This is a genomic window from Virgibacillus salexigens, from assembly GCF_014905415.1.
Taxonomy (GTDB): Bacteria; Bacillota; Bacilli; order Bacillales; family Amphibacillaceae; genus Virgibacillus; species Virgibacillus salexigens.
In genome coordinates, this window is the sequence record NZ_BNEO01000002.1 from 1,210,830 (window position 1) to 1,216,947 (window position 6,118).

At 36.2% G+C, this 6,118-nt stretch carries 5 protein-coding genes and 1 rRNA gene; 3 read left to right on the plus strand and 3 right to left on the minus strand.

Annotated elements, in window-relative coordinates; translation table 11 throughout:
* Positions 1–9: 9 nt before the first annotated feature.
* Together JKP73_RS14065 and JKP73_RS14070 are read right to left on the minus strand one after the other, a co-directional pair.
* Positions 10–720, minus strand: a complete 711-nt coding sequence (locus tag JKP73_RS14065; protein WP_160807007.1) for a pseudouridine synthase — start codon at positions 718–720, stop codon at positions 10–12.
* Positions 721–732: 12 nt separating this feature from the next.
* On the minus strand, positions 733–2,355 hold the full coding sequence (locus tag JKP73_RS14070) for a putative polysaccharide biosynthesis protein (protein ID WP_021290810.1): 1,623 nt from the start codon (positions 2,353–2,355) through the stop codon (positions 733–735).
* 218 nt (positions 2,356–2,573) lie between these two features.
* Between JKP73_RS14070 and JKP73_RS14075 the strand changes: the two genes are divergently transcribed.
* The 3 genes from JKP73_RS14075 to JKP73_RS14085 all read left to right on the plus strand — a co-directional run bounded on the left by JKP73_RS14075 (position 2,574) and on the right by JKP73_RS14085 (position 5,438).
* On the plus strand, positions 2,574–3,845 hold the full coding sequence (locus tag JKP73_RS14075) for a BaiN/RdsA family NAD(P)/FAD-dependent oxidoreductase (protein ID WP_200411431.1): 1,272 nt from the start codon (positions 2,574–2,576) through the stop codon (positions 3,843–3,845).
* Between the two features lie 83 nt (positions 3,846–3,928).
* Positions 3,929–4,147 carry a hypothetical protein gene (locus JKP73_RS14080; RefSeq protein WP_021290808.1) on the plus strand — a complete coding sequence of 73 codons (219 nt, stop codon included), beginning with the start codon at positions 3,929–3,931 and terminating at the stop codon, positions 4,145–4,147.
* Positions 4,148–4,247: 100 nt separating this feature from the next.
* Complete coding sequence (locus JKP73_RS14085) at positions 4,248–5,438, plus strand: dicarboxylate/amino acid:cation symporter (protein ID WP_200411432.1); 1,191 nt, start codon at positions 4,248–4,250, stop codon at positions 5,436–5,438.
* Between the two features lie 211 nt (positions 5,439–5,649).
* On the opposite strand, the gene rrf is transcribed toward JKP73_RS14085, so the two are convergent.
* Positions 5,650–5,765: ribosomal RNA gene (rrf, locus tag JKP73_RS14090) — 5S ribosomal RNA — on the minus strand.
* Positions 5,766–6,118 lie beyond the last annotated feature (353 nt).

The following is a 6,118-nucleotide window of genomic DNA, read 5'->3' on the forward strand; positions in this document are numbered from 1 at the left end:
TCCAATGTTTTAGGGGTTGTTTAATAATTGAAGTTCTTCTTCTGTAAGTTCACGATATTCTCCTAAAGCTAAAGATTGATCAAGCTTTAATCTCCCCATTTGCATGCGTTTTAAATAAATTACTGGTTTATCAATCGCATGAAACATCCTTTTCACTTGGTGGAATTTTCCTTCAGTAATGGTTACAAGTACTTCAGATATTTCCCCGCGATGTAAGATGGACAAACCAGCGGGTTTAGTCACATATCCATCATTTAATTGAATGCCATTACGAAAAGATGTAATGTCATTTTCCGTAATAATTCCATCGATTTTAGCGTAATATGTCTTATCAATGTTTTTCTTTGGAGATAACAAATGATGGGCCATCTTCCCATCATTTGTTATTAATAATAGTCCTTCTGTATCTTTATCCAACCTCCCAACAGGAAAAGGTTGAAAATTTTGTAATGCTGGAGGTAGCAGATCAATGACGGTCTTATCTCGCTTATCTTCCGTAGCAGAAATAACCTGAGGAGGTTTGTTCATCATCATGTAAATATATTTTCGATACTTTATTAATGTATCATTTACTTTAATCATATCCTCATATGGATTTATATGCAAAGCACTATTTTTAACGATAGAACCATTAACAAAAACTTGTTTTTTCTTAAGTAATACCTTCACATCTTTACGACTACCATAACCTGTATTCGCCAAAAATTTATCAATTCGCATATTCTTTCCTCCTTACCTTTGGAAGACTTTGTCCAACACACGGACTCGATTCCCTAATACTCTTTCCAATAAAGTGGATTTATAGGCAAGCCATAGATAAACTGCTCCTCCGCCGATCACACCAATAATAAGCATGATAGCTGCCCCCCATCTTGTATCCTCATAAGGAACGGCAAAACCAACGAAATACTTAAGTAAGATAATACAACCACTCATAATGGTTACAAAAATCCCAATCAAAATCGTACGTTTAATTAACTGTTTATAAGAGAAATCAATGGAAGCACGGATTCTCCAAAGATTTAACATCACTGCAATACCAGCAGCAATTGCAGTTCCAAAAATAGCACCTTTTGCTCCAAATAAATAGATTAACTGTATATTGAATAGCACTTTAACTAACAATCCTGCGGACAAACTAATAACTGCAAAACGTTGTTGGTTTATCCCTTGTAATACGGAGGATGAGACACTAAATAGTGCAAATAATAAAGCAACTGGTGCATACCAAGCAAGCAATGGACCTGAAATATGCAGCTTATCCATTTCACCAAACAGTGTCCCATATGCTTCATTCGATAACATAGAAAGCCCGACAACAGCAGGAATAACTAAAACCATAATAATTTGAAAAGCATGATTAATTTGCTGCTTCAATTGTGTTTGGTTTTGTTGCGTAAATGATTTGGTCATTTCAGGTAATATCGCCATTGATAAACCCGTTGCTAACGTAATTGGAATAATAACGAGCTTATGTCCATAAAAATTGATAACCGAGTACGTAAATTCCCAAATATCTTGTCGATCACTTGCTACCATTGAACGTTCAAATGTAAATTGATCTACTAATTGATATAATGGGATTGCTAATCCTACCAGTACAAATGGTCCTGCATAACGGAACAATTCAGCAAACAAATCCTTCTTACGAACATCATGCGTATATGTTTGCTGATGAATTTGTTTTTCTAAAAATGGTTTTCTTTTACGCCAATACAACCATAGAATGATTGATGATGCCAATGCGCCAAGAAAGGCTGCAAACGTAGAAAATCCAACAGCTGCAAGTATTGTTCCATCAAATATTTTTAGAATAATGAATGAGCCGCCTAAAAGAAAAACAATCCGAACAATTTGTTCAACTACTTGCGAGACTGCCGTTGGTCCCATCGAGTTATGGCCTTGGAAAAAACCCCGGGCAATACTCATAGCTGGAATTATAATTAATGCAACACTTACCATACGAATCACAAAAGCTACATCGGCTACAGTAATACTATCTGGATCGTCACTCGTAATCATCCCAGCTGCTAGCCAATCAGCACTAATAAACATGGCTAAAAAAGCCAAGGTTCCAGTTACAAGCATCAACGTTAAACCTGCACGGAACATGCGCATACCTGTTTCATAATCCCCTACTGCATTATATTTCGACACAAATTTAGATACTGCTAAAGGTACACCTACTGTTGATAAGCTTATAAAAATACTATAAGGCGTATATGCATAGGCAAACAGCGTACCACCGCTTGCTCCAACTAACGCATTAAAAGGAACGACATAGATCATGCCTAAAAACTTCGACAAAAAAGACGCCCCAGTTAATAACATGGTTCCTCGTACTATATTTGACATTATTTCACCCGCATTTATCTACATAAATTATTAAAATTCGACACCATTATATCATTATACAGAAACTTCATTTCTGATAAAAAGAATCATTTGCACTATTTTATCACAATTTAACTGCATCATTATCAATTCAACTCCTATTTATTACATACCATCAGTAAAAAATTGTTCGTATTAATAGATCATGTTAATATACATACGGAAAGGAATGAAGAAAATTGTCCTATGACGTAATAATAATTGGTGGTGGGCCTTCTGGTTTGATGGCAGCTATTGCAGCTTCCGAATCAGGGGCGAAGACCTTATTAATTGAAAAAGGGAAGAAATTGGGAAAAAAATTAGCTATATCTGGGGGTGGCCGTTGCAATGTTACCAATCGCCTTCCTCAAGATGAAGTGATCAAACATATACCTGGCAATGGCAAATTTTTATATAGTGCATTTTCAGTATTTAATAATTACGATATTATTGATTTATTTGAAGGACTAAACGTTCCTCTTAAAGAAGAAGACCACGGAAGAATGTTTCCTGTCTCTAATCAATCCAAAACCGTTGTTAACGCCCTTTTAAATCGGATGGATGAGTTACAGGTAGCAATAAAACTTGAAACTCCTGTGAAAGCTATTCATTATGACCAAGCTAACCATACGATTATTCTTCGAGACGGTTCAAAAATAATGACAAAAGCATTGGTTATCGCAGTCGGTGGAAAAGCAGTACCACATACAGGTTCTACAGGGGACGGATATGCTTGGGCTAAAAAAGCAGGACATACTGTGACAGATCTATATCCTACTGAAGTGGCCCTAACCTCTAATGAACCTTTTATTCAAAATAAATCCCTTCAAGGTTTATCCTTACGGGATATAAAACTAACCGTTTTAAATAAAAATCATAAACCTATTGTATCTCATCAAATGGATATGATATTTACGCATTTTGGAGTTTCTGGTCCAGCTGTTCTGCGTTGTTCTCAATTTGTAGTAAAGGAATTACGTAAAGGGCAATCTTCAGTAACAATGCAGCTTGATACGATACCTCAACACAACGAACAAGAGCTATTTAATAAGTTACTGAAATTAGTCGAGGAGCATCCAAGGAAATCTCTAAAAAACTTACTGAAAGGTTGGATACCTGAACGATTGATGGCTTATTTATTTCAACGACATGGCATTACTGACGATGAAAAAGGAAGTTCCATCTCAAAATTAACGATTCGCAATATCATTAAAGACTTTAAACAGTTTACATTTCAAGTTCATGGCTCATTACCCCTTGATAAAGCATTTGTAACTGGAGGTGGTGTATCCATAAAAGAAATCGTACCAAATACAATGCAATCTAAAATCATGCATGGTCTATATTTTTGTGGTGAGATCTTAGATATACATGGATATACAGGTGGTTATAATATTACTTCGGCTCTAGTCACAGGAAGATTGGCGGGACTAAATGCTGCGTTGGAAACAGGTTATTATGCTGGTAGTTGATACTAGGCATTAAATTCAGCAAATGGATTAACCTAATAATGTCTGTTAATCAAACGATAAGGTTTAGAAAGGGTTGGTAAATAATGCAAAAAAACGGAGTATGGTTACCTATTATTGCGTCTGTTGGTGTAGGAGCTGCCACATATTATACCATGACAAAAAACAATCAAAATCTTGGACAAACCATGCAACAGATGATTCCATTCGTTTCCCAAATGACGAATTCAAATAATAGTAGCGGTAACAGTGGAAACACAAGCACAAGTAATTCCCAACAATTAGGACCTTATGGAATGAGCTAAGCAGGCACTAGCGCACCTAAATTTGGTGCGCTTTTAATTTAGTTAGACGAATCGTAATATTTTGTGTAAAATAGGGGGTATTATAAAAGGAGGGGAATCATTGAAAGGACTAGGACTACTACTTAGAATAATTACAGCAATCCTTCTCGGTATTGTAATTGGGTCATTCGCGAATGACTGGCTTATTCGATTATTTGCAACGTTTAACGATATATTCGGTAATTTTCTAGAATTTATTATTCCATTAATTATTATAGGTTTCATTGCACCAGGTATTGGCTCAATGGGACGAGGTGCAGGTAAATTACTTGGACTAACAGGGGCAGTAGCTTATACATCAACCGTTGTTGCTGGAGTAATAGCATTTTTTGTAGCGAAAATCATCTATCCGACGTTTTTGAGCCAGCAATCCTTACAATCTTTTTCAGATCCTTCCAAGAGCCTTAGTGAAGGATTTTTCCAAGTTGAAATGCCACCCCCAATGGAAATTATGACAGCTTTACTTCTGTCTTTTGTCATTGGTCTTGGTATTGCAACTATTAAAGGCGAAGCATTATATAAAATAACAACTGATTTCCGAGATATTATACAATTAGTTATTGAAAAAGTTATTATTCCTTTACTTCCAATCCATATTTTTGGAATATTTGCCAATATGACGGCAGCTGGTCAAGTGAGTACAATTTTAGCTGTATTTGCAAAAGTATTTGTTATGATTATTATTTTGCATTTACTTTATTTAATGCTTCAATATACATTAGCTGGAACGTTAAGTAAGCAAAACCCAATCAGTATGATAAAACGAATGATACCTGCATATTTTACAGCGTTAGGAACTCAATCTTCTGCCGCTACCATTCCAGTAACTTTAAAACATACAAAAACATTAAAAGTACGAGAAGGAATAGCTGATTTTACAGTTCCTTTACTCGCAAATATACATCTATCTGGAAGTACAATTACGTTAGTAAGTTGTTCTTTAGCTGTCATGTTTTTACAAGGAGAGCCTGGTACATTCTCAGCTGTATTTCCATTTATCTTAATGTTAGGTATAACAATGATTGCTGCTCCAGGGGTTCCTGGTGGTGCAGTAATGGCTGCTATTGGCTTGCTCAAAAGTATGCTAGGTTTTGACGCAACGATGGTATCTTTAATGATAGCTCTATACTTAGCACAAGACAGTCTTGGAACAGCTTGTAATGTTACAGGTGATGGAGCCATCACCTCTATAACGAATTCATTAAGTGGAAAAAAAGGCAGAAATCTTACAGAAGAAAATAACCTAACCTAATCTTGTATTGCTGAATAAACTTTTAAGTTGTTGAATATATCGAATTAACAATGGCCTCAGTCTTCGTTTTAAGAGTACTGAGGCCATTTGTTTATATGGTTTTTTACAAATATTGACTTTTACTATTTCAGGCAGAGTTTGTAGGGATAAAATGAATATATTTAGTGTTAGAAAAGCTGTCCGTATAAACATACGAACAGCTTTTAAAATGGCCTGGCGGCGTCCTACTCTTGCAGGGGCAAAGCCCCAACTACCATCGGCGCTGGAGAGCTTAACTACTGTGTTCGGCATGGGAACAGGTGTGACCTCTCCGCTATTGCTACCAGACATTCCTTAAAAATAAGGACAAATAATATTATATGAAGTTTCCTCGAAAAATGCAAGGATTTTTTGAAATTCTTCTAACTTCAGTCCCTAGCGACTCCTGTGACTTCCTTCTCCTCCGTGTGATAAGTCAACATCAATTCGCTCTGCTCCTTGTGTTTCCTCTATCTCCTTCGGAGTCGTCCAGTCCATTGTCGCTAAACAGGTACTTCCGTTTTCATTTGTACCCTAAAAACTAAATAAGAGATCATTCAACGACGTTTCAAAGCCAAATTGGTTAGTTAAGTCCTCGATCGATTAGTATTCGTCAGCTCCACGTGTCACCACGCTTCCACCTCGAACCTATCAACCTCATC